General features: G+C 64.8%; 18 protein-coding genes. 12 read left to right on the top strand and 6 right to left on the bottom strand.

Annotation, left to right across the window (positions count from 1 at the left end; genetic code table 11):
* Positions 1–188 precede the first annotated feature (188 nt).
* The 3 genes from M2427_RS16390 (at position 189) to M2427_RS16380 (ending at position 2,773) form a co-directional block, all read left to right on the top strand.
* Positions 189–1,241, top strand: a complete 1,053-nt coding sequence (locus M2427_RS16390) for a glycosyltransferase family 1 protein (RefSeq protein ID WP_280707450.1) — start codon at positions 189–191, stop codon at positions 1,239–1,241.
* Positions 1,242–1,274: 33 nt separating this feature from the next.
* Entirely contained in the window at positions 1,275–1,964 is a 690-nt protein-coding gene (locus M2427_RS16385; protein ID WP_280707448.1) for a methyltransferase domain-containing protein, read from the top strand.
* A gap of 149 nt (positions 1,965–2,113) precedes the next feature.
* Positions 2,114–2,773 carry a hypothetical protein gene (locus M2427_RS16380; RefSeq protein WP_280707447.1) on the top strand — a complete coding sequence of 220 codons (660 nt, stop codon included), beginning with the start codon at positions 2,114–2,116 and terminating at the stop codon, positions 2,771–2,773.
* 206 nt (positions 2,774–2,979) lie between these two features.
* Here the strand turns inward: M2427_RS16380 and M2427_RS16375 are convergent, their stop codons facing one another.
* Positions 2,980–4,644, bottom strand: a complete 1,665-nt coding sequence (locus M2427_RS16375; RefSeq protein ID WP_280707446.1) for an aminotransferase class III-fold pyridoxal phosphate-dependent enzyme — start codon at positions 4,642–4,644, stop codon at positions 2,980–2,982.
* 35 nt (positions 4,645–4,679) lie between these two features.
* On the opposite strand from M2427_RS16375, the gene asd reads away from it, so the two are divergent.
* Both asd and M2427_RS16365 read left to right on the top strand, forming a co-directional pair.
* The gene (gene asd / locus M2427_RS16370; protein ID WP_280707445.1) at positions 4,680–5,543 is read left to right on the top strand and encodes an archaetidylserine decarboxylase; all 864 of its coding nucleotides are present in this window, start codon (positions 4,680–4,682) and stop codon (positions 5,541–5,543) included.
* Between the two features lie 69 nt (positions 5,544–5,612).
* Positions 5,613–6,188, top strand: coding sequence for an NUDIX hydrolase (locus M2427_RS16365; protein ID WP_280707444.1), 576 nt, complete (start codon positions 5,613–5,615; stop codon positions 6,186–6,188).
* Between the two features lie 129 nt (positions 6,189–6,317).
* Here the strand turns inward: M2427_RS16365 and M2427_RS16360 are convergent, their stop codons facing one another.
* Together M2427_RS16360 and M2427_RS16355 are read right to left on the bottom strand one after the other, a co-directional pair.
* Positions 6,318–7,784 (bottom strand): FecR domain-containing protein, encoded by a 1,467-nt coding sequence (locus M2427_RS16360; RefSeq protein WP_280707488.1) that lies wholly within the window; start codon positions 7,782–7,784, stop codon positions 6,318–6,320.
* Positions 7,785–7,973: 189 nt separating this feature from the next.
* On the bottom strand, positions 7,974–8,690 hold the full coding sequence (locus tag M2427_RS16355; protein WP_280707442.1) for a DUF2147 domain-containing protein: 717 nt from the start codon (positions 8,688–8,690) through the stop codon (positions 7,974–7,976).
* Between the two features lie 196 nt (positions 8,691–8,886).
* On the opposite strand from M2427_RS16355, the gene M2427_RS16350 reads away from it, so the two are divergent.
* From M2427_RS16350 to M2427_RS16340, 3 genes are all read left to right on the top strand, one after another.
* Positions 8,887–9,741: a DUF2147 domain-containing protein gene (locus tag M2427_RS16350; RefSeq protein ID WP_280707441.1), complete on the top strand. Its 855-nt coding sequence runs from the start codon at positions 8,887–8,889 to the stop codon at positions 9,739–9,741.
* A gap of 104 nt (positions 9,742–9,845) precedes the next feature.
* Positions 9,846–10,181, top strand: coding sequence for a hypothetical protein (locus tag M2427_RS16345; RefSeq protein ID WP_280707440.1), 336 nt, complete (start codon positions 9,846–9,848; stop codon positions 10,179–10,181).
* Positions 10,182–10,285: 104 nt separating this feature from the next.
* Positions 10,286–11,479 carry an extensin family protein gene (locus M2427_RS16340; protein WP_280707439.1) on the top strand — a complete coding sequence of 398 codons (1,194 nt, stop codon included), beginning with the start codon at positions 10,286–10,288 and terminating at the stop codon, positions 11,477–11,479.
* Between the two features lie 12 nt (positions 11,480–11,491).
* Here M2427_RS16340 and M2427_RS16335 read toward each other — a convergent pair whose 3' ends face one another.
* Genes M2427_RS16335 through M2427_RS16325 form a run of 3 tightly spaced genes read right to left on the bottom strand, consistent with a single transcriptional unit; the run spans position 11,492 to position 13,714 of the window.
* Positions 11,492–12,685 (bottom strand): LanC-like protein, encoded by a 1,194-nt coding sequence (locus M2427_RS16335; protein WP_280707438.1) that lies wholly within the window; start codon positions 12,683–12,685, stop codon positions 11,492–11,494.
* On the bottom strand, positions 12,682–13,026 hold the full coding sequence (locus tag M2427_RS16330; RefSeq protein WP_280707437.1) for a DUF6665 family protein: 345 nt from the start codon (positions 13,024–13,026) through the stop codon (positions 12,682–12,684). Before M2427_RS16330 ends, M2427_RS16335 begins: the two co-directional genes overlap by 4 nt.
* Before the next feature lie 52 nt (positions 13,027–13,078).
* Positions 13,079–13,714: a TetR/AcrR family transcriptional regulator gene (locus M2427_RS16325; RefSeq protein ID WP_280707436.1), complete on the bottom strand. Its 636-nt coding sequence runs from the start codon at positions 13,712–13,714 to the stop codon at positions 13,079–13,081.
* A gap of 196 nt (positions 13,715–13,910) precedes the next feature.
* Here M2427_RS16325 and M2427_RS16320 point away from each other — a divergent pair, with 196 nt between their 5' ends.
* The 4 genes from M2427_RS16320 to M2427_RS16305 all read left to right on the top strand — a co-directional run bounded on the left by M2427_RS16320 (position 13,911) and on the right by M2427_RS16305 (position 20,465).
* On the top strand, positions 13,911–15,224 hold the full coding sequence (locus tag M2427_RS16320) for an HlyD family secretion protein (protein WP_280707435.1): 1,314 nt from the start codon (positions 13,911–13,913) through the stop codon (positions 15,222–15,224).
* A 27-nt stretch (positions 15,225–15,251) separates the two neighbouring features.
* On the top strand, positions 15,252–16,835 hold the full coding sequence (locus M2427_RS16315) for a DHA2 family efflux MFS transporter permease subunit (protein WP_280707434.1): 1,584 nt from the start codon (positions 15,252–15,254) through the stop codon (positions 16,833–16,835).
* A gap of 379 nt (positions 16,836–17,214) precedes the next feature.
* Positions 17,215–19,014, top strand: a complete 1,800-nt coding sequence (locus tag M2427_RS16310) for an ABC transporter ATP-binding protein (RefSeq protein WP_280707433.1) — start codon at positions 17,215–17,217, stop codon at positions 19,012–19,014.
* 53 nt (positions 19,015–19,067) lie between these two features.
* Positions 19,068–20,465, top strand: coding sequence for an MATE family efflux transporter (locus tag M2427_RS16305; protein ID WP_280707432.1), 1,398 nt, complete (start codon positions 19,068–19,070; stop codon positions 20,463–20,465).
* Positions 20,466–20,496: the final 31 nt, after the last annotated feature.

Raw genomic sequence — 20,496 nt, 5'->3', positions numbered from 1 at the left:
TCGGGACGTTTGCGCGGAAAACCGAAAACGGTTTCATCCCGGCAAGGATTGTTTCATGACAGTTTCGTGGCCGCGGAGGTTCGTTAACGAACAAAACAGTGGGCCGACACTTATGTGACGTCACACGCCTGAAATATCCTTCGTTGATGGTCGTTTCCCGAGAATCATCAAACTCTCGGGATTTCCCCATGCGGGTATTAATCGCGACTGACGCCTGGCATCCGCAGGTCAATGGTGTGGTCCGGACGCTGACCTCGCTGGCGGCTGCCGCCAGGGCCCTCGATGTCGAGATCGACTTCCTGACGCCTGAGGGCTTCAGGTCCTGGCCGCTGCCGACCTATCCGGGCCTTCGCATTGCGTTGCCGAGCGGTAAAGAGATCGCGCGGCGGATCGAGAAGGCCGCGCCGGAAGCCCTGCATATCGCCACCGAAGGCCCGATCGGCTGGGCCGCACGCGCTTATTGCCGCCGCAATGGGCTCGCCTTCACCACCTCCTATACGACGCGTTTTCCCGAATACGTCTCGGTGCGGACCGGCATCCCTGATGCCGTCGGCTATGCCGTGCTGCGCCACTTCCACGATGCCGCCGCCATGACCATGGTGGCCACGCCGTCGCTGCGGCAGGAGCTTGCTGCCCGAGGCTTCAAGCGGCTCGGCTTCTGGGGGCGCGGCGTCAACACCGAGCTGTTCCATCCTGATTCCCCAGCCAAGCTCGACCTGCCGGGCCCGATCTTCATGACCATGGGCCGCGTCGCGGTCGAGAAGAATCTCGAGGCGTTCCTCTCGCTCGATCTGCCCGGCACCAAGGTCGTCGTCGGCGACGGTCCGCAAAAGGCGGCGCTGGAGAAGAAGTACCCAGATGTCGTCTTCCTCGGCGAGAAGAAGGGCGCGGACCTCACCGCGCATCTCGCCGCCGCCGACGTCTTCGTATTCCCGAGCCTCACCGACACGTTCGGCGTGGTGCAACTCGAAGCGCTCGCCTGCGGTACACCTGTTGCCGCGTTTCCGGTGACGGGGCCGAAGGACGTCATCGCCGATCATCCGATCGGCGCAATCGACAATGATCTGCGTGCCGCGTGCCTGCGCGCGCTGACCATGTCGCGCGAGACCTGCCGCAATTTCGCGCTGGAGCGCTCCTGGGAAAACAGCGCGCGCCAGTTCGTCGGCAATCTCACCTCACTCCAGCCCAGCCGCGTCCTGCGCGCCTCGCCCGTCATGGCGCGGCGGCCAGTGCGTGGCTGATCCATATTTTGACCCACAGCGAGAACCTCATCGATGGCTAAGATCATGAACCTTGACGGCACCCAGCAGCTCGACCTCACCCGTGGCTCGGTCGAGCAGGCCTATGACCGCTGGGCGCCCGTTTACGATCTCGTGTTCGGCGGTGTGTTCGCCAAGGGCCGTCAGGCCGCGATCGCAGCCACCAACAAGATCGGCGGTCGCGTGCTCGAGGTCGGCGTCGGCACCGGCATTTCGCTGCCGCTCTATGCCCCCAATCTGCGCATCTTCGGCACCGACATTTCGGATGCGATGCTCGACAAGGCCCGCCGTCGCGTTCGCGAAGGCAACCTCAAGAACGTCGAGGGCCTTGCGGTGATGGACGCCGAGAAGCTCGAATTCCCCGACAATTCCTTTGACGTCGTGATGGCACAATATGTCGTCACCGCCGTGCCGAACCCGGAGAAGGCGCTCGACGAATTCGCCCGCGTGCTGCGTCCGGGCGGCGAGCTGATCATCCTCACCCGCGTCAGCGCCGACACCGGCATGCGCCGCTTCATCGAACAGAAGCTGCAGCCGGTGGTGCGTCCGCTCGGCTTCCGCACCGCCGAGTTCGCCTGGTCGCGCTATGCCAAATGGCTCGCCGGCGCGCATGGCATCGAGCTCGCCGAGCGTCGCCTGATTCCGCCGCTCGGTCATTTCTCGCTGGTGCGCTTCCGCAAGGTCGACGTCGCCAAGGCAGCCTGAGCGGGCTGCAAGAGCGGCGGCCTGTCCGCCGCTCACGCATTCGCGTGCGTCACCGCGTCGCTGCTTCGTCATATGACAAAATGATGATGTCACACGGCGTACATCGAATCCCTGTAAATCCTGAACCCGAAAGCATTTTGGGGGAGATCATGATCAAGAATTACCTCGAGCAGCTGCGGATCCAGCGCTGGGACGACCATCGCTACTATCACCACAGCCGCATCAATCAGAGCCTGCACTTCGTCAGCGCGCTGAGCTTCCTCTTTGCCTATGTCTGGCTGTTCGTCGATCCCATGATCTCGGCGCTGGTCGGCTGGCTGGTCTCGATGACCTCGCGCCAGGCCGGACACTTCTTCTTCGAGCCGCATGATTACGACCACATCAACCAGGCGACGCACGAGTACAAGGAAGACATCAAGGTCGGCTACAACCTTCAGCGCAAGGTCGTGCTGATGGCGATCTGGGCGCTGTCGCCGCTGGTGCTGGTGGTCGATCCGACGCTGTTCGGCCTGTTCACCCCGTGGGCGACAGCGGCCGACTTCATGCGGCAGGTCGCCAAGATCTGGCTGGTGATCGGCGGCGGCGGTCTGCTGTTCCGCACCGTGCACCTGTTCTTCATCCGCGACGTCGAGACCGGCCTCGTCTGGATGACCAAGATCCTGACCGACCCGTTCCACGATTTGATGCTCTATCGCAGCGCTCCGGTGGCGCTGATGCGCGGCGAGCTGATGGATCCGGGCCTGCATCTCAACCCCGAGCACACGCTGGGCTTCATCGACGAGCCTGTTCTCGAAGAGCAGCACGCCTGAGCGCGCCGCGCCTAACAAGCACTCCGATGTCTGATGGTTACGTCATGCCCGGCCCTGTGCCGGGCATCCACGTCTTGGGGGCTGCCGCTAGCTCCGTCATTCCGGGGCGATGCGCAGCATCGAACCCGGAATCTCGGGATTCCGGGTTCGGCTCCTCGAGCCGCCCCGGAATGACGGTGGTTGTGGTTGTGCGGAAAGAGCTGGCCTCAGCGCCCGAAGCGCTTGGCCAGCATCTCTTTCAGGATCTGCCGCTTGATGTTCTTGTTGGTGAGCACGCCATCGTGCCACCAGAAGCCGTCGGCCTTCATCTTCTCGGCGGCGCGGACGAAGCGATCGGCGACCTCGGCGAAGTCGGCGTCGGTGTAGTTGAGGCTGAAGATCAGCCGGCCGGTGCCGACCCAGCTCAGCGCCAGGCCTTCGGCGCGCAGGTAATATTGCAGCATCCAGTTGTAGCGCGACGGGGTGGTGTATTTCACTGTCCAGATCGACGAGAAGTTTGCGAACTGCACCGGCAGCTTGGCGTCGCTCATCATCTTGTTGAGCTTGGCGACGCGGCCGTTCCAGGTCGCATCCAGACCATCGTAGATGGCGCGGAAGTTCGGGCTGGCGAGCCGGCTCAAAAACTCGTCCATCGCCGTCATGACGTAGGGATGCGAGTTGAAGGTGCCGCGGGCAAAGCAGATGTCGGCCGGGCGGTCGTCGTTGAAGCGGCGCATCAGGTCGCGCTTGCCGCAGACCACGCCGACCGGCAGGCCGCCGGCGAGGCTCTTGCCGTAGGTCACCATGTCGGCCTTGACGCCGAAATATTCCTGGGCGCCGCCGGCAGCGAGACGGAAGCCGACGAAGACCTCGTCGAAGATCAAGACAATGCCGCGCTCGGTGCAGATTTCGCGCAGCTTCTTCAGCCATTCGGTGTAGGCCGCGCGATCGAAATTGCCGCCGCGGGAGCTATCGACCAGCGAGGAATCGCCGGGCGCGTTGACATTCGGATGCAGGCCCTGCAGCGGGTTGACCAGCACGCAGGCGATGTCCTTGCGCGTCTTCAACACGTGCAGCGTCTTCTCCGACATCTCGGAGAGGGTGTAGGTCTCGTGCGCTGGGATAGGATTGCCGACGCCGGGCTGCACGTCGCCCCACCAGCCGTGATAGGCGCCGGCGAAACGAACCAGATGCGTGCGCTTGGTGTGGTAGCGCGCGAGGCGCACCGCCTGCATGACGGCTTCGGTGCCGGACATGTGGAACGAGACTTCGTCGAGGCCCGAGATCTGGCAGAGCCGCTGCACGTTTTCGAGAATGACGGGGTGGTAGGGGCCGAGCACCGGGCCGAGCGCATGCGCGCGCTTCTCGGAGCCCTCGATGCACTCCTTGTAGAAGTCGTTACCGAAGATGTTGACGCCGTAGGACCCCGTGAGGTCGTAGGAGGTGTTGCCGTCGACATCGGTGACGGTGACACCGCTCGAGGATTCCATGAAGGTCGAGGTGCCCAGATGCTCGCGGACGAGACGCGAGAACTGGAACGGCACGCGGTAGCTCTCGGTGAAGTTGAGGTCGGAGATCGTCTCCGCCGCCTCCTTCGTCATCGTGCGACCCTTGGGGTAGCGATCGGCATAGATGCGCGCGAGGCGGAAGAAGGCGTCCTTGCGCTGCATCACCACGTTCGCCGGCGCGCCGTCGCAGCCGAAGTATTTGTCACCTTCGAACTCGTAGAACGGCAGCAGCTTGGCCACCCGGCGCGACATCTTGGAGTGTCCGGCGAGCGAGCGGTGCTTGGCGCGGGACAGCTCGACCCGCGCCTTGATCTTCGGAAGGACGGCGGCAGCAGACGCTGCGGCGGCCACGGAAAATGAGAGAATCGGGAGTGTCGTTTCCATGACAACAAGCGCTAACCGGACCAGCTGACAGATTCATGACAGTCAAAGCCCTCATCGCCTCTTTCACCCAGCAGGAAGATCTCAACTTCCTGTTGACCAACCGTATCCCCCGCGCGGCGCTGACCCGCTTCATGGGCTGGTTTTCCAAGATCGAGAACCCGCTGGTGCGGGACGGCTCCATCGCGCTCTGGAAGCTGTTCTCCGACCTCGATCTGTCGGAGGCGAAGAAGGACCATTTCACCAGCCTCCACGACTGCTTCACCCGGGAGCTGAAACCGGGCCTGCGGCCATTCGATCCGGATGCTTCCGTGATTGCCAGCCCTTCGGACGGCATCGTCGGCGCCCATGGCCGGATCGCCGACACCGAGCTGTTCCAGGTCAAGGGCGCGCCCTATTCGTTGCTCGATCTGCTTGGCGACCCCGCACTGGTCGAGCAGCACCGCAACGGCAGCTTCGTGACCCTGCGGCTGACCTCGAGCATGTATCATCGCTTTCATGCGCCGTACGACGCGCATATCGAGCGCGTCACGCTGATCCATGGCGACGTCTGGAACGTCAATCCGATTGCGCTGAAAAGGGTCGAGCGCCTGTTCTGCAAGAACGAGCGCGCGGTGATCCGCACGCATCTGGCAACCGGCGAGGCCGTGACGCTGGTGCCGGTGGCGGCGATTCTCGTCGCCAGCATCCGGCTGCACTTCCTCGACATGGTGTTGAACGCTCAGACCAGGGGGCCGGTCAATTTTCCCTGCGATGTCAACGTGACCAAGGGCGAGGAGCTCGGCTGGTTCGAGCACGGCTCGACTATCATCATCCTGGCGCCGGGTGACTTTTCGTTCTGCGACGGGATAGCCGAGGGAACGCGCATCCAAGCGGGGCAAGCCCTGCTTCGCAGGAAGTAGTCTTCATTCCGCCGCGCCGGGCGTCTATAATTTCGGTGGGGACCAAACGACGATTCGACGGGACTTGTGATGGCGCGGGCGCCGGTCATGGCGGCGGGTGGTATTGTGCTGCGGCGTGGCGACACGCCGCTGATGGCCATCGTGCGTCAGCGCAAGCGCAATGAATGGGTGTTGCCGAAGGGCAAGCTCGACGACGGCGAAACGCCGAAGGAGGCCGCGCACCGCGAGGTGCTGGAGGAGACCGGCCACGAGGTCGCCATGCACGAGTTTCTGGGCACGCTCGTGTACCAGTCGGGCGGGCGCTCGAAAGTCGTGCATTTCTGGCGGATGGAGGCCGAGGGCGGTCCCGTCCGCAAACTGATGAGTGACATCAAGGCGGTCGACTGGGTAACGCTGGACGACGCGCTCGCGCGCCTGTCGCGTGAATATGAGCGCGCCTTCCTCACCCAGGTTGGCCCGATCGCCATTGCCGCGGCGGGACTTGCGCCGTCCCCCGCGCCCGCGCCCGAGCCGACGCCAACGCTGGCAGCCGATGATGTCGACGCGGCCTTGGAGACGTTGACTCCGGCCGAGGTGGCGTCCGTTGACGAGTTTCGGCACGGCCTGTTGCAGAAGGTGAAGGCCTGGCTGCGCGGCGAGGCGTGAGGTTTCCGTTCGGCTGTTCCCACAACGTCATTGCGAGCGCAGCGAAGCAATCCAGAATCTTTCCGCGGAGGGACTCTGGATTGCTTCGCTGCGCTCGCAATGACGGGTGGAGAGGCTGGAGCGCGCTCTCTACCGCTTCTTCTTTTCCTTCGGAGCCGGCGCCGGTTTGCGCGGCGCGGCGGGGCGTTGGGCGCCGGGCAGGCGCTGCTGGAAACCGGGCTGGCGCGGTGCGGCGCCTTGTTGCGGCTGGGCCGTCGGCTGCGCGGCGGGCTGCACTCCGGTGCGCGGCGTTTGCGGCGTGGTGCCGTTCGGCTGCGCCGGCGTGACCGCTCCGGGCTGCGGAGATTGTCCGCTGCGCTGCGGCTGCGGTGTGGCACCGGGCTGCGTGCCTTGTCCGGTGCGCGGCTGGGCGGCCGGCTGCCCCGTGCCTTGCTGCTGGCCCGGCTGCTGCTGATTCTGCCCGGCGCGCGGCGTGCCCGGCTGCGCGGCACCACCTTGGCGCTGCGGTTGCTGCGTGCCTGGTTGCGTTCCCTGTTGCGTGCCTTTTTGCGTGCCTTGGCGGTTCGGCGAACCCGGCTGCTGCTGACCCGGACGGTTGTTCTGACCGGGCTGGCCCGGCTGACCATTCGGCCGCTGCGGCTGCTGCTGGTTCGGCGCCGGGTTCGGCCGCAATTGCTGTTGTTGCGGCGGCTGTGCCGGGCGCGGAATCCGGCTGACTGCGGTCGGGTTGGCGCGGCGGAAGTCGCGCTGCTCGGTGACGATCTGGCGGCCGGTGGTCTGCGCCTCATGCACCTGGCTGACGAAGCCGCGGTCGCGCGCGAGCTGTTGCGGCGGGATCGTGATCGGCACCGCTGCGAAGCGCGTGCCGCCCGGGCCGGCCGTACCCGGCCGGATCGCAAAGCCGCTCGATCCTTGCGTCAGCGCGCCAAGCCGCGTGCCGCTGGCGCGGTCGTTGACGTCGATATGGCCGACCCGGCCGTCGGCGTCGGGATAGAGCTTGATGTTGACGTTGTTGGCGCTCTGCGCGCCCGCGCCGCCCTCGGGCACGTCGACGACACCGGTGGTGCCGCGGATGCCGAGCGTAGCGGTCGGGGTCGCAATCTTCATGTCGCCGGTTTTCGCCACCGCCGCTGCGACGAAGGCGACCGTGCCCTTGCCGATGTCGAAGATCGCCGAGTTCTGCTTGCCGCCGTCCTCATAGACATAATTGTCGATGGTGATCTTGGCACTGGCGGAGAGATTGAACGTGGTAGCGTCATTGAAGGTGATGCCGAGCGACGAGTTCGAGGACGTCTGCACGACATCATTGAGATAGATGTCGTCGCGCACCTTCAGCGGATAGGAGTTCTTGTCGCGGACCACGGTTGCGATGCCCGTGACGGTCGCGACGTTGCCGATCGGCTCGACTGAGGTGGACTGTGTATCGGTGGCCGGCGTCGGCGAAGCCGATGGAGTCGCAGAAGGTACGGGCGTTGCTTGTGCCTGTGGCTGCGCCTGGGCGAGCTCGATCGCGTCGGATGCGCGCGCATTGTCCGCGCCGGCCAGCGGCAGTGCCAGCAGCGGCAAAGCAAACATGAAGCGGCGCCAAGCCACCATCAAAGCCACGATTGAGGTCCCGGTGAGAACGCGAGGCGAGATTGGCTGATATCAGCCGGAGATTGCTGAATGGCGGATGAACATCTGTCGCACGGGACCGGAGAACGTGCAAACGCCACGTCCCGGGGGTAAGGGACGTGGCGCCATCTTGAGAACAAGAACCTTTGCCAGCGGCGCTGGCGTCCGGTGTCAGCTCACGCGCTTCCAAGTTTCGCCGCCGCAGATCATGCCGCCGAAGGCACCGCCCTGCACGCGCAGCGCGTTCGGACTCTTAAGCGCGATCGTCGAGTCGTAGTTCTTGCCGGACCTGGGATCGCGGATGCGACCGCTCCAATTGGCGCCGCTGGGCTTCATGTTGACCAGGATCTGATCATTGGTTTTCTCGGCATAGCCGCAGAGATTGGTGCCGCACTGTTCGACGCGCACATTGCCCTTGTTGTCCTCGGTCGCCCACACGCCGACCGGCGTGTTCGCGGACTGAGCAGCAACTGCAGGCGCCGGGGCCGGAGCGGGCGCAGCAGCGACTGGTGCGGGAGGTGCCGGAGGTGCGACGGGCGCGGGCGGTGTGGTCGTGTCGACGGACGGTGCGGCGGCAACGATCACGGGAGCTGCGGGAGCGGCAGGGGCAGCTGGAGCTGCCGGAGCGGTGGCCTGCACCGGCGCCTGCTGTGCGGGCTGCTGCTGCATCGGAGCCGGCGCGGGCGGCGCCGTGGTTGTGGTCGACTTGTCCGACTTGTTCGACAGATCTTGCGTCGCGATGGTGAGGCAATCGAGAGACGAGCAATTGCGCGGCCTCTCGATGCGGACGCGCTGGCCGTCTATCTGAAACGAGATCGCATTGCCGGCGTGCGCGACGGCGGTCGACGCGAGGAACATTGCAGTGAAGGCGATAGCGAGCTTGTTCATGACAACCTCCGAAAGGGTTTGGGTCCGGTATGGGCTGGAGTCGGTGGTGGACTGGATGTGGTTCGACCCTAGACCGGCGCAGTCGGGCCTTCCGTGATGGACGTCACAACCGCCGTGCCGTGGCTTGAGTGAGTCCGCGCACATTCAGTGAGCGCTTCTTCTGCCTAGCATCGCCGGGACAAAGAGGGAGACGTCGATGAAGCGGCTTGCTGCGACTTTGCTTGGCGCGTTGACCGTACTGACTGCGGTTGCGTCCGCGGCGCAGGCCGGTTCCTACAATTTCACGATCGACGGCCACCGCATTCGCGTCGAGGCGCCGCGCAATTGCCGATCGATGTCCTGCGTTTCGATCTCCACGGATCACAAGTCGTTCGAGGATGCCGACACGACGCCGGCTCCGCCGCCCGCACCCACAGCTGCGCCGGTGGTTCAGGCGCCGCAGCCGGTTGCTCCCGCTGCGCCTGTTCGGCCGCCTCAAGCAACAGTCACCGCGCCGCCTCCACCACCGCCGCCATTGCCAGCCCCCGTTCTTGCCGCGACGAATTCGCGGCCCGTGGTGATGCCGCAGCAGCCCAAACTCGAGGCGCCCAAATTCGAGGCGCTGAGCACCAACCCGCCACGCGTTGATCTCTCGCGGAACGATACGCCGATCGTTCCGCAGTCCGATCAGACCGTCGGGACGGCGCCGCGCAGCGATGACGTCCCGGCCTATATGCCGCTCGGCGAGTGGGAGAGCGATGGCGCCAAGAGCGGTGACAAGAGCCCGGTCCGCATCGAACGTTGCGGCGCCGCGCTATGCGGTTATGCGCTGACCGGGACGTCGACCAGGGGCGAGAACGTGCTGGTCAACATGAAGCAGCAAGCGCACGACGTCTGGACCGGCAACATCTACAGTCGCTCCAGCGGCGATACCTATTATGGGACGATGACGCTGAAAAACTCCGGCAAGCTCTATGTCGAAGCCTGCGCGTTCGGCCACTTCTGGTGTTCCGGCAATGACTGGACACGGGTCGAGGAGGTGCAGGAGAAGCTCACCACGACCTGGCGGTAGCGGAGCGCAGCTCCACGTCTGTCCAATTCGTAATCGTCCTGCACCGAACCTGCATCCGCCTTGCGCGCGACCCATGGCTGACAACGCACGCAAGGAGATTGCATGTGAAACGTCTCGCCCTCATCGCGGCGCTGCTGATCGGCAGCGCGATCTCGGCCCACGCCGACACCAATGTCTGGACCAATGTCCTGAAGCAGAAGCGCGGCCACGACGCGCTGGATATCGACAGCTCGTTCTGCGATGCGCAGTTGGGTGCACCAAAGAACGGCACGCCGACATCGGCGGAGTACAAGCGCTGCATGCGCGCTCGCGGCTGGCGCTTCAGCCACACCGTGCACGAGAAGGACGACCGCTATCCTGACCCCGACGATCCCGGCATGATGTGCCGCAATTTTAGGATCGGCGGCATCACGGGGTCGGAGTGCTCGAACTACGAATGACGCATGACGACCACCACGGCCGGCTGTCCGCGGGCGGTATGGTTAAGGAACGTTGAAGTCAACACGTTGAAGAGTCTTTAAGTAAATTCACCGAACGTGCGCGCATGACGCGCGGAGTTCGTTTGTATCTCGTCGGCTCCATCGTCCTCGTTTCGCTCGCGGGTTGCGGACGCGGCTTTTTCCAGGCCGAACGTGAACCGTGGCGGGCCGAGGCCGAAGCGGCGTGCCTGAAATCGGGCGCCGTGAAAGAGAGCGCGGACATCGTCCGGATCGACCCGATCTCCGGCCCCGGCATGTGCGGCGCCGAGTTCCCGCTGAAGGTCGCCGCGATCGGCGACCCGTCATCGAGCTATGGCTTTGCCGACGAGGAATTGCGCCCGCCCGGGAACGTTGGCAATCAGCCGCGCTGGCCGGTGACGCAGCCGCAATCGAATTATCCGGCCTCCGGCTATCCGCAGCGCTCGAACTATCCCGAAAGCGCGGTACGCCAGCCTGCCGGCTATGGCGCCTCATCAGGTCCGGTGTCGCTGAGCGCGCCCGGCATCGCGCAGCAGGACGACGAGATCGATCTGCCGCCCGAGGGCACCGATGCCGCGGGTGCGGAGCGCTACATGAATGCGCCGAGCTATCCGGCGCGGCAGCCGGCACCGTATTCGCAGGCGCCCGCGCAGCCGCTGCCGCGGCTGGGTCCGGCGCAGGGCAATCCCGTCACCGCCGTCGGTCCGGTCGCGGTGAAGCCGACCGCGACGCTGGCCTGTCCCATCGTGTCCGAACTCGATCGCTGGTTCGCCGATAGCGTGCAGCCGTCTGCGATGCGCTGGTTCGGCGCCCGCGTGGTCGAGATCAAGCAGATCTCCGCCTATTCCTGCCGCGGCATGAACGGCAACCCCCACGCCCATATCTCCGAGCACGCCTTCGGCAACGCGCTCGATGTGGCAGCCTTCGTGCTTGCCGATGGCCGTCGCATCACGGTGAAGGACGGTTGGCGCGGCATGCCGGAAGAGCAGGGGTTCTTGCGCGACGTGCAAGCCGGCGCGTGCGCGCATTTCACGACGGTGCTGGCGCCGGGCTCGAACGTCTATCACTACGATCACATCCACGTGGATCTGATGCGCCGCGCCAGCCGCCGGCTGATCTGCCAGCCCGCCGCGGTTTCCGGCGAAGAGGTCGCCGCACGTGCGGGTGGCCGCAGTCCCTACGCGCATTCGCGCGATCCCTACGTCACCGGCGCGCTCGGCGCGCGCAAGAGCGGCAAGCACGACAAGATCAACGAGGAAGACGAGTTCTCGGACGATTAGCCGCCGCTCGGATCAGAATACGTCGATCGTCGGGAAGCGCGGCTCGCCGGTGATGCAGTCCCAGAGGTAGATCGCGAGGCCGACGTCGCCGGTCCAAAGCGAATAGCGACCGCGGCCGACGGCCGTCTTGGAGCCGCGATATTGAACGATGGCGGTCATCGCGAATTGGCGCGCACGGTCGAGCCAGACCGGATCTTTTGTGCGGCGATAGAGTTTGAGGAATGCGTAGCCGTTCCCGCCGGTGCCGTGGCACAGATTCGAACCCTTGGTCAGCGGTCCGGCCGCCCAGGTGTACCGGCCGGCATCGAGCAGAAGTTCGTCAAAGTCAGGCGTCGCGAACGGCGCGTCGGCAAATGTCGTCACCATGCCGGGAGCGCCGTGGCAGTGCTGACACAAGGTCGGCAGCGTCTCGCGCTTGCTTCGCGCGCCCCAATTGGTTCCGAACTCGGTCGACCACGCATTCGCCGCCAAGGACTTCGGCACGAGATCGGTGACCAGCGCCTGCTGTGCCGGCGTCAACCAGTCCCATCCACGCAGCAGCGGGATGATATTGCCGGCAAAGCCGTGCACCGGCCCAAGCCAGCGGTCCTTGGCGCCGTAAAGATCCTGGGTCCAGAGCCGGCCTTGCGGCGTTTCCTCCAGATCATCCAGCAGCCGGGCTGCTTGCGCTTCGAACAGGGCGCGCCAACGCGGCTCGCCTGTCATCTCGGCCATGTGGATCGCAGCCAGCATGGATCCGGGCATGCCCCACATCAGCTCGCGGATCGGCAGCCCGCTATTGGCTTCGGCCCGCGTGTGGACGAGATCGGCCAGGGCCGGCGTCGGAGCAAGCCGCATGGCGAGAAGTGCGGTGCCCATGTCGCCAAACAGCAATGAGCCGTGTTTGGCATAGCCGGCCGGCGAATTGTTCTCGAATCTGGCGGTGGTCCGTTCGAGGAGTTTCGGCAGGACTGCTCGAAAGTCCTTTGCAACGGGGCCGACGCCGACGCTATGCAAATAGTCGAGCGCCCAGATCACGCCCGCCGCGCCGAAGTAGAAGCTGGGGTTGCCGTCTCCCACCCCATCGTCGCCGGGATGACCGGGCCAATATGCGTCAGGATCGAAATCCGCGATGGCGTCGGCAACGATGTCCGCAATCGCGGTGCGGACAGCCGGCTCGCTCCAGACGTCCTGCACAAGTGCGCGATGGCGACCAGGGGTGATCATGATTTGAGCTTTGCGGTGTTCGGCGCCGGCGCCAGCCCCATGCAGAGCTGCACTTCGGCGGGGACATTGTAGGTCCGCATGATGTGGCGGCTGTCGCGCAAGCCCGTCGCCTCGCGCTGGACCACGAACATCCAGAGTGCCTGGCCTGCTTCCATCACCAGCTTGCGCCTGGCCGGCTGCATCGCGGCCGGCGTCTCGGAAGCTGCGTGAACGGCATCGAATTCGCGCAATTGCGTCAGCGCTTGTTCGAGTGCGCGGCCCATCCGTCCAAGCGCTGAGGCCTGTTCCTGGACGATCTCATAATGGAGGATATCGACCGGCGGGCGAAGATCACGGGACATGGCACTTACTATAGTGCCGCGCGGCGCACGCGCAACGCGCCGCCTGCTGCCGTTACTTCGCCTTGTACGCGGCCAGGAACATCCGCGTCGCGCTGTCGATCACTTCCGCCATGCGCTCTTCCGACGGCGGCGGCGCGGCCTGGAAGATGAGCGGCAGGAAGAGCGAGGCCTTGCTGAGTTCCATGAACTGCGAGGCGGCCAGGTCGCAATCGTCGATCGCAAGATCGCCGGGGCCGACATGGGCTTTGAGATAGTCGGAGAGTCGGCGGATGGTCTTCTCCAGCACGCAGACATAATAACGGCGGCCGACATCGGGCATACGTTCGGCGATCGCCATCACCGTGCGGATGGCCGACCCGCCGCCGGGCCGGCAGATCAGATGCAGATAGGCCTGGCCGAAGTCCTTCAGCGTGGTCTCGGCATCGCGGGCGGGGTCGAAATTGAACACGACCTGGCCGTGGAAGAGCGCTTCCTCCTCGAGGATGGCCTCGAACAGCGCGCTCTTGTCGGCGAAGTAGACGTAGAGCGTGCCCTTGGAGACACCGGCCGCGCGCGCGATCTCGCCCATGCTGGCGCCGTCAAAACCCAGATCCATGAACACCTTGCGGGCGCCGGCCAGGATCTGGCGGCGTTTGGAGCTGTCCTCCTCCTGGAGGACGCGCACAGATTCGGGGCCGGCTACAACCATTGGTTCAGCGTCTCGGAAGGTTTTTGGGTCGGGTTCGAAGCATGAAACCTGAATAAAGGATTCGGGCCAGTAGGGTCCTGCCCGGGAATATTAAGTATATTGACCGAACCGTTCGGTCAATGCTATTTGGGATGGGCGAACGGGATCGCAGCCGTGCGACGGATGCCCCGGATCGCGTTTTATTGGGGAGGCCTTTATGGCCACATCGAGAGACCAGGCTGCGCGCGTCCTTCGCCAGGAAGCGGTGGAGACGAGTTCGGCGAATGGCGAGGCGGCGCTCGAGAAATCCGCTGTTCTCGCCGAGCAGTTGCGCTCTCACGTGGCCGAGGAGACCAAGCGCCGCACCGGCGAGGTGCCGGAGAAGCCCGTGACCGACCAGCCGGCCCCGACCGCATCCGCGCCCGCCGCTGTCGCGGCAAAATCCGGCAAGCGCAAATTCGTCATGATGGGCATTGGCCTGGTGCTGGCGCTCGCGGCGGCAAGCTATGCCGGCTATTACACGCTGGTCGGGCGCTTCTTTGTCTCGACCGACGACGCCTATGTCCGCGCCAACAACACCATGCTGGGTGCGCGCGTGGCCGGCCATATCTCCTCGATCCTCGCAGGCGACAACACGCTGGTGCATGCCGGCGACACCATCCTGCGTATCGACGACGGCGACTACAAGATCGCAGTCGACGCCGCCGCGACCCGGATCGCGACCCAGCAGGCCACCATCGATCGCATCGGCCGCCAGATCGCGGCGCTCGACAGCCAGGTCGCGCAGGCCAAGGCGCAACTGGTTTCGGCGGAAGCCGGCCTCAAGCGCGCCGATCTCGACTATGAGCGCCAGCAGGCGCTGAGCAACAAGGGCTTCGCCTCGCGCGCCACGTTCGAGACCTCGGAAGCCGGCCGCGACCAGGGCGCCGCCGCGGTCAAGGCCGCGCAGGCGGCCTACGACGTTGCCGTGAGCAATGTCGACGTCGCCAAGGCCCAGCAGGCCGAAGCGCAGGCGCAACTCGCCGAGCTCAAGACCACGCTGGCCAAGGCCGAGCGCGATCTCGCCTTCACGTCAGTGCGGGCGCCGGTCGACGGCACCTTCTCCAACCGTCTCGTCAACGCTGGTGACTTCATCGCGGTCGGCCAGCGGCTCGGCAACGTCGTGCCGCTCGACGACGTCTATATCGACGCCAATTTTAAGGAAACGCAGCTCAAGCGCATCCGTCCCGGCCAGCCGGTGACGATCAAGGTCGATGCCTACGGCATGCGCAAGTTCTCTGGTGTCGTCGACAGCATCGCGGCGGGCGCGGGCTCGGTGTTCACGCTGCTGCCGCCCGACAATGCCACCGGCAACTTCACCAAGATCGTGCAGCGTGTGCCGGTCCGCATCCGCGTGCCGAAATCGGTCGCGCGGCAGAATCTGCTCCGCGCCGGCATGTCGGTCTACGCAACCGTCGACACCAACAAGGGGGCCGCCGACGCCGACAGCGAGATCGATCTCGACGATCCCACCATGATCCATCCGCAGTAAGCGCAACCAGCGCTGCGAGGTCAGACCATGGCGAACGCCACGACTGCTTCACCTGCCATGATGGCATCAGCTGCTTCGGAGCGCATCGCGCCGAAACGGCTGTTTGCCTTCATCATCATGGTGTTCGGGATGTTCATGTCGATCCTGGACATCCAGATCGTCTCGGCATCTCTGAGCGAAATCCAGGCCGGCCTGTCAGCGAGCTCGAGCGAGGTCTCCTGGGTCCAGACCGCCTATCTGATCGCCGAGGTGATCGCGATCCCGCTGTCGGGCTTCCTGTCGCGTGCCTTCGGCACGCGATTGTTGTTCGCGATCTCGGCGGCCGGCTTCACGATTTCGAGCCTGCTCTGCGGCTTTGCCACGACCATCGAGGAGATGATCCTCTGGCGTGCGCTGCAGGGCTTTCTCGGCGCCGGCATGATCCCGACGGTTTTCGCCTCGGCCTATACGGTTTTCCCGCGTTCGAAATTCCACATCGTCGGTCCAATCATCGGCCTCGTTGCGACATTGGCCCCCACGATCGGACCGACAGTCGGCGGCTACATCACCGATCTGATGTCGTGGAACTGGCTGTTCTTCATCAACGTCGTCCCCGGCATCGGCATTACGCTCGGTGTGTGGGCGCTGGTCGATTTCGACGAGCCGCACTTCGAATTGCTCGATCGCTTCGACTGGTGGGGTCTGATCTTCATGGCCGGCTTTCTCGGCACGCTCGAATATGTGCTGGAGGAAGGTCCGCAATATGAATGGATGCAGGATACGTCGGTGGCGATCTGCGCCTGGATCTGCGCGATCTCGGCGATCGCCTTCTTCTGGCGCGTGTTCACGGCCGCCGAGCCGATTGTCAATTTGCGCACCTTCACCAACCGCAATTTCGCCGTCGGCTGCATCCTCCAATTCTGCATCGGCATCGGCCTCTACGGCCTGACCTACATCTATCCGCGCTACCTCGCCGAGGTGCGCGGCTACAGCGCGCTGATGATCGGCGAGACCATGTTCGTCTCCGGCATCACCATGTTCCTGGTCGCGCCGCTGGTCGGCAGGCTGATGGTCAAGGTCGACATGCGCTACATGATCGCGTTCGGGCTGATCGTGTTCGCGATCGGCTCCTACCAGATGACCTGGATCACGCGCGACTACGATTTCTACGAGCTGCTCATGCCGCAGATCCTGCGCGGCATCGGCATGATGTTCGCGATGGTGCCGACCAACAACGTCGCGCTCGGCACGCTGGCGCCCGAAAAGGTGAAGAACGCTTCCGGCCTGTTCAACCTGATGCGCAATCTCGGCGGCGCCGTCGGCCTTGCGGTCATCAACACCGTGCTGAACGACCGCACCGACCTGCACATCACGCGCCTGCAGGAGCGCGTGACCTGGGGCAATGCGACCGCCACCGAAACCCTGACGATGCTGCAGCAGAAGTTCCAGGGGCTCGGCGATTCCACGCTGATGGCGATGAAGCAGCTCAGCCAGATCGTGCATCGCCAGGCCTCCGTCATGGGCTATGGCGATGCCTTTTTCATTCTGACATTGTTCTATCTCGGCCTCAGCCTGCTGGTCACACTGTTGAACAAGCCGGCCCCGATGACCGGCGGCGGCGACGCGCACTGACGCGATACGATCAGTGCGCCGCCCCGGCTCGACCGGGTGGCAGGCGCACCAAAATGCAACACTCGTGCGGGATCTCGCGCGGGCCCCGTTGCAAATGGCGAATCCCACATCTATAAAGCGCACCTCATTTAATCGAACCGGGGAGAGATTTGCATGATTTCGTCGCAATCGCAGATCGCGTTTCCGCGCTCGATGATGGTCTGGCTCGGTAATCTTTCGGCCTGCTAGAGGCCGCTTCCGCCAGCTTCGATTGGGCTTTTTTCCCCGATCGTTCCGCTTCCCAAATCAAGTCAGTTTCAAGTGACGCCGTCTCGGCCCTCGCGGCCGGCTTGCGTCCATTGATGGAGCCGGCCCGCGCCAACAGCGGCCGGATGATGCCATGACCGCTTTGTCAAAAAAGCCCGCGGCGATCCGCGTGGTGCTGCCCTTCGTATTCCGGCACTGGCTGAAGCAGCCACGGCGGACGCTTGCCATCGTCGCCGGTCTGCTGGGGGCGACCGTCGCCGACCTCTTCATGCCGGTCTTCTCGGGGCATTTGATCGACGCGTTGACGCGCGGCCCGTCCGATTCCGAAGCGCGCCACGCCGCGCTGGTGGCGCTGGGCGGCATCGTCGTGCTGGGCGCGGCCTCGATCGTGTTGCGCCTGAGCGGCCTGCAGGTGATCGTGCCGTTCACGCTGAAGATCATGTCCGACGTCGCGCAGGACGCGTTCCTGCGCGTGCAGCGCTTCTCGACCGATTGGCACGCCAACTCCTTCGCGGGCTCGACCGTGCGCAAGGTCACGCGCGGCATGTGGGCGCTCGATTTGCTCAATGACACCATCCTGCTCGCGCTGCTGCCGTCGCTGGTCGTTCTGATCGGATCGATGATCCTGCTCGGCGTGCACTGGGCCTCGCTCGGCACGGTGATCGCGCTCGGCGCGCTCGGCTATGTCACGACGACGGTGCTGTTCTCGACGCGCTACATCGCGCCCGCCGCGCGCGTCTCCAATGCCTGGGATACCAAGGTCGGTGGCACCCTGGCGGATGCGCTGACCTGCAATGCGGTGGTGAAGTCGTTCGGCGCGGAAGCGCGCGAGGATGCGCGCCTCGCCCGTGTCATCAAGCGTTGGGGCGCGCGCGTTCGGCGTACGTGGTTTCGCTACAACTACACCGCCATGGTGCAGCTCTCGCTGCTGCTGTGCCTGCGGGGGTCTGTCATCGGCGGCTCGGTGCTGCTGTGGATGTACGGACATGCCTCGCCCGGCGACGTCACCTACGTGCTGACGAGCTACTACGTCATCCACGCCTATTTGCGCGACGTCGGCATGCACATCAACAACCTCCAGCGTTCGGTCAACGACATGGAGGAGCTTGTGGCGATCCATGACGAGCCGATCGGCATTGCAGACGCTGCCGATGCGCGGCCGATCGCGATCGAGGGCGGCAAGATCGTGTTCGACGACGTCACGTTCCACTATGGCGGCCATCGCGCGCCGCTCTACGACGGATTGTCGCTGACGATCCGCGCCGGCGAACGCGTCGGTCTCGTCGGTCGCTCAGGCTCCGGCAAGACCACCTTCGTCAAGCTGGTGCAGAGGCTCTACGACGTCACGGATGGGTGTGTGCTGATCGACGGGCAGGATATCGCGAAGGCGACGCAGCAATCGCTGCGCAGCCAGATCGCGATCGTGCAGCAGGAGCCGATCCTGTTTCACCGCACACTCGCCGAGAACATCGCCTATGGCCGGCCTGGCGCCAGCCTGGAGGCGATCGAGCAGGCGGCACGGCTTGCCAATGCGCACGACTTCATCCTGCGCCTGCCGAAGGGCTACGGCACGCTGGTCGGTGAGCGCGGGGTGAAACTGTCGGGCGGCGAACGGCAGCGCGTGGCGCTGGCGCGCGCCTTCCTGGCGGATGCGCCGGTGCTGATCCTGGACGAGGCGACATCGAGCCTCGATTCGGAATCGGAGGCGCTGATCCAGCAGGCGATGGAGCGGCTGATGAAAGGCCGCACCTCGATCGTGATCGCGCACCGATTGTCGACGGTAAAGAGCCTCGATCGGATCCTGGTGTTCGACCGCGGCGAGATCGTCGAGCAGGGCACGCATGCCGTGCTCGCGGGCAAGCCCGGCGGCATCTATCGCAGCCTGTTCGAGCGCCAGGTGGTGGAGCTCGGGCATATCGCAGCAGCGGAATGAGGCGGGGCGGCGGGGCACATGCCCCGCCGTCACCTCGCCGAAGGTGGAATGAGATGAAGGACCTGACGCGCGGCTCCATCGTGAGCCACATCCTGAGCATGGCGCCACCGATCGTGGCGGGCATGATCACGATCATGATCTGCCAGCTGGTCGACCTGTACTTCGTGACCGGGCTCGGCGATGCCGCTGTTGCGGGCGTCGCTGCGGCCGGCAACGCCGGCTTCCTCGTCAACGCGCTGATGCAGATGCTTGGCGTCGGCACGGTTGCGCTGGTCTCGCATGCGGTGGGCCGCAAGGATCGCGACGATGCCAATCTCGTCTTCAACCAGGCGGTCATCCTGTCGGTGTTATCAGGGCTGCTGACGTTGCTCGGCGGCCTGGTGCTGGCGCGTCCCTATATGCGCGCGATCGCGGCCGATGCGGCCACCATCGACGCCGGTACCACCTATTTCCTGTGGTTCATGCCGGCGCTGGCGCTGCAATTCGTCACCCAGGTGATGGCGGCCGCGCTGCGGGCGACCGGCATCGTGCGGCCGAGCATGCTGGTCCAGGTGCTCGCCGTGGTCATCAACATTGCGCTGGCGCCGGTCCTGATCTCGGGTTGGGGCACCGGGCACGCGTACGGTGTTGCCGGGGCGGGCCTTGCGAGCACGATCGCCGTCTTCATCGGCGCGCTGATGCTGTTCGCGTATTTTCACAGGCTGGAGCGCTACGTCGCCTTCCATCCCGCGCAATGGCGTCCGCAATTGCGGCAATGGAAAAGGATCCTCAATGTCGGCCTGCCGGCCGGCGGCGAGTTCGTGATGATCTTCATCTTCATGGCCGCGATCTATTACGTGCTGCGGAACCTTGGCCCGACGGCGCAAGCGGGCTTTGGTATCGGCACGCGTGTCGTGGGCTTGATCCAGATGCCGGCCCTTGCCGTTGCGCTCGCCGCCGGGCCGATTGCGGGACAGAATTTCGGCGCCGGCAATTACGAGCGGGTGCGGGAGACCTTCGTCAGAGCGGCGATGATCGCGACCGTCGTGATGGTCGCGCTCACGCTCCTCGCGCAGCTCGAGCCCGGATGGTTGCTGGCCAGTTTCTCCAATGATCCGGAGACGATGAAGGTCGCGTTGCTGTTCCTGAAGATGATTTCGCTGAACATGGTGGCGCAGGGATTGATCTTCACCTGCTCCAGCATGTTTCAGGGCCTCGGCAACACCAAGCCGGTGTTGTGGAGCTCGGCGACGCGGGTGCTCACCTATTCCTTGCCGGCGATCTGGCTTTCGACGCAGCCGGGTTTTCGGATCGAGTACGTCTGGTACATATCGAACGCGGCGACGACCTTGCAGGCCGTCCAGAGCCTGTGGCTGCTGCGCCGCGAGTTCAGGAAGCGCCTGGTGACGCCGAAAGCCGCGGAGCCCGCCAGCCCCGAGCCCATCGCACCTCTCGCGCGCGAGCCCGCGTAGCGATGGCTTGTTCGATCCGAACGCTCCAGGG

The sequence above is a fragment of the Bradyrhizobium sp. BR13661 genome, from assembly GCF_029892425.1.
Taxonomy (GTDB): domain Bacteria; phylum Pseudomonadota; class Alphaproteobacteria; order Rhizobiales; family Xanthobacteraceae; genus Bradyrhizobium.
The sequence above is the reverse complement of the archived record's forward strand: the minus strand, read 5'-3'. Positions and strand labels throughout refer to the sequence as shown.